3 protein-coding genes are annotated in these 2,750 nt (G+C 55.3%); 2 read left to right on the top strand and 1 reads right to left on the bottom strand.

All coding sequences use genetic code 11. The features are described from left to right. Positions 1-142: 142 nt before the first annotated feature. Positions 143-1,063, top strand: coding sequence for a DMT family transporter (locus V6D20_18095; protein ID HEY9817694.1), 921 nt, complete (start codon positions 143-145; stop codon positions 1,061-1,063). A gap of 88 nt (positions 1,064-1,151) precedes the next feature. Here the strand turns inward: V6D20_18095 and V6D20_18090 are convergent, their stop codons facing one another. Further along, positions 1,152-2,048 carry an inositol monophosphatase family protein gene (locus V6D20_18090; protein HEY9817693.1) on the bottom strand — a complete coding sequence of 299 codons (897 nt, stop codon included), beginning with the start codon at positions 2,046-2,048 and terminating at the stop codon, positions 1,152-1,154. A 98-nt stretch (positions 2,049-2,146) separates the two neighbouring features. Between V6D20_18090 and V6D20_18085 the strand changes: the two genes are divergently transcribed. Continuing rightward, a partial coding sequence (locus tag V6D20_18085) for a peptidylprolyl isomerase (protein ID HEY9817692.1) occupies positions 2,147-2,750 on the top strand: 604 nt, incomplete at its 3' end.

Raw genomic sequence — 2,750 nt, 5'->3', positions numbered from 1 at the left:
AATACAAAGTAGGTTGAGGGCAATGTGGGCTGGTGTATTCATAACGGTAGGTTCATACCAGTGGAGGATGTAGACAACGCGGGCGATCGCTATTCTATCGTCACGACTCTGTGTAGACTGTTCACCTTTGTCCAAGGCATTCATGACCCTGCCCAACCTCTCTAGTTCTCCTCCCCAGGGGCGATCGCTCCTCTGGATCTATCTCAAATTAACGGGCATGACCCTGATCTGGGGTGGCACCTTCATTGCTGGACGTATTGCCGTACAAAGTATGGGGCCGATCTGCGCAGCCTTCTATCGCTACGGTGTGGCTACGGTGATCCTTGTGGCTTGGACGCTCTACCGCGAAGGTGGACTGCCGCCCCTACAACGGCGACATATTTTACCCCTGACGCTGCTGGGGTTGAGCGGTATTTTTGCCTACAACATCTTTTTCTTTTTGGGACTGCAAACCGTGCCCGCTAGCCGCGCCTCGTTGATTATTACCACCAATCCCAGTGTGATTGCTCTAGGTGCCGCGCTAGTCTTTGGCGATCGCCTGACCCCATCCCGGCTGGTGGGCATTGCGGCGGCGTTGCTGGGAGCCACGCTGGTGATTAGTAACGGACAGCCTTGGGCATTGTTGTCTCAGGGCATTACCCTAGGCGATCTCTTTTTAGTGGGCTGTGTGATCTGCTGGGTGATCTATACCCTGGTGGGCAAGTGGGTGATGGCGGATCTATCACCCCTGACGGCTACCACCTATGCTTGTCTGATCGGCACACCGCTGTTTATCATTCCGGCAATTCAAGATGGCTTGCTCACCGACTGGGGTGATGTGGCTCCCGCTGCTTGGCTAGGCATTTTGTACCTGGCAGCCCTCGGTACCGTGGTTGGATTTTATTGGTACTACGAGGGTCTGCAGGCCATTGGCCCGGCCCGGGCATCGGTGTTTATAACGCTCGTGCCGGTGGTGGCGGTGATTGCCGGTCTTGTGATTCTGCAGGAGCCGTTTACGCCATCCTTGGCCCTGGGGGGACTGTTGGTCGTTACGGGTGTCTTTTTCACCAACCGTAGATCTTAGTACTGCAGGGCAGAGGAACGAAGACAGAAGAACGAAAAGGAAGTCTAGGACACCCAAGGTTTCCTGCCTCAGCCAATAAGCGGGTTACTTACGCCTCAGAGGACTCGGTGGCGTCGCGGGCGATCGCGGCTTGGACGGCGTGGAGCAGATCCTGGTGAACCTTGGCAGAGGCGGCAATGATCAGCCCTGGTCGAGCGTAGTCAGAACAGGTGTGGAGCGGGGGCAGCGGTTCACCCTGGTGGGTGGTGACCACATAGCCCATCTCGGTGGCTAAGAAGGCGATCGCTGCACCGTCAATGAACTTACCGCCCCGCAGCACGGCTCCGGCTAACTCCCCTGTCAAAACGCCGTTAACATTGGGAATCCTCCGCACTTGGTCATAATCAGTTTCCACAGCGATCGCCTCATAGGTATTGGGCAAATAGGGCTTGACCTTGGTCATGGCCGAGCCCAGGAGAATAGCGGCTTGCGGTTGTTCGATCTGCACCGGGGTGCAGGCATCGAGATCCTCGTGCAGGGCTCCCTGAACCAGCCCCTCCCCCCGCAGCGCATAGGCATAACGGTTCTGAGCGGGAGTAATCGCCAATACTGCCTCAAACTCGTCCCAGCCCAAGACGCCCAGCAGGATCTGGTAGTTGTCATGGCCATCCACGTAGAAACGCGTTCCATCAATGGGGTCGAGGGTCACCAAATAATTGCCCGGCGGGCTGAGGTCTTGCGATCGCACATAGCCGGTATTGAAGGATTTTTCATACTCTTCGCCATAGAAATGCAGATGGGGAAAGGTACCCAAGAGCGCCACCTCCACCGCTGTTTGCACCGATAGATCTGCCGCCGTGAGGGCTGCGGCAAAGGCATTGCTGGCATCGCCCTTGTCAGGAAGAGCCACGATGCTGGTTTGAATCTGATGGGCATAGCGGGCGGCCACCCGCAGATGGGGCAGCAGGGTTTCGAGAATAGTACGGGGACTAGGTGTGGCTGGCATATCAGTAGAATCCTGGAGTCGTTGCGATCGATTGTGGCAGAACTAGGTTAAATTATCCATGAGCATGGTGTTGTGCAACAGTTGCGAGAGGTATGCCTGTGGCGATTACGGTAACTCCGTTAAGGGATATTAATGCGGACAAAAATGCCCCCGACCGCTTGATTAATCTCGGCAATAATTTCGATGATCCGCTGACAACGGGATTGGTAGCTCGCTTTGTGTTGTATGACACATCCCTAGGGGGTGGTGTGGCGGAGGTGGTCTTGTTTGACCAAGCCGGGGGCGGAGCTGTGCAAACAGTGCAAAACTTTCAGACTTATGTGAACGATGGGGCCTATGTCAATTCGATTATCCATCGATCGTTGCCTGGCTTCATTGTGCAGGGGGGTGGCTTTACGGTGGATGACTTTTCTGCACCGTCTACCGTTCCAATTGCCACTATTCCCACCAATCCGCCGGTTGTCAATGAGTTCAGCAGCGATCGCTCCAACCTCCGGGGCACGATCGCCATGGCTAAGGTCGATGGCAATCCCAATAGCGCCACCAGCCAGTGGTTTTTTAACCTTGACGACAATTCGGCCAATTTGGATGCTCAAAATGGTGGATTTACGGTCTTTGGGCAACTGCGCTCCAATCGTGATTTGGCTGTTGTAGATGCGATCGCTGCCCTGCCTCGCTTCAATATCGACAATGGAGGAGTGC

The sequence above is a fragment of the Candidatus Obscuribacterales bacterium genome, from assembly GCA_036703605.1.
Lineage (GTDB): Bacteria > Cyanobacteriota > Cyanobacteriia > RECH01 > RECH01 > RECH01.
Note: the sequence above shows the minus strand (reverse complement) of the source record. Positions and strands in the feature narration are given on the sequence as shown.

Bases quoted from the DNA above. Each gene is read 5' to 3' on its own strand.
- V6D20_18095 (HEY9817694.1), top strand. From the start codon at position 143: ATGACCCTGCCCAACCTCTCTAGTTCTCCTCCCCAGGGGCGATCGCTC.
- V6D20_18090 (HEY9817693.1), bottom strand. From the start codon at position 2,048: ATGCCAGCCACACCTAGTCCCCGTACTATTCTCGAAACCCTGCTGCCC.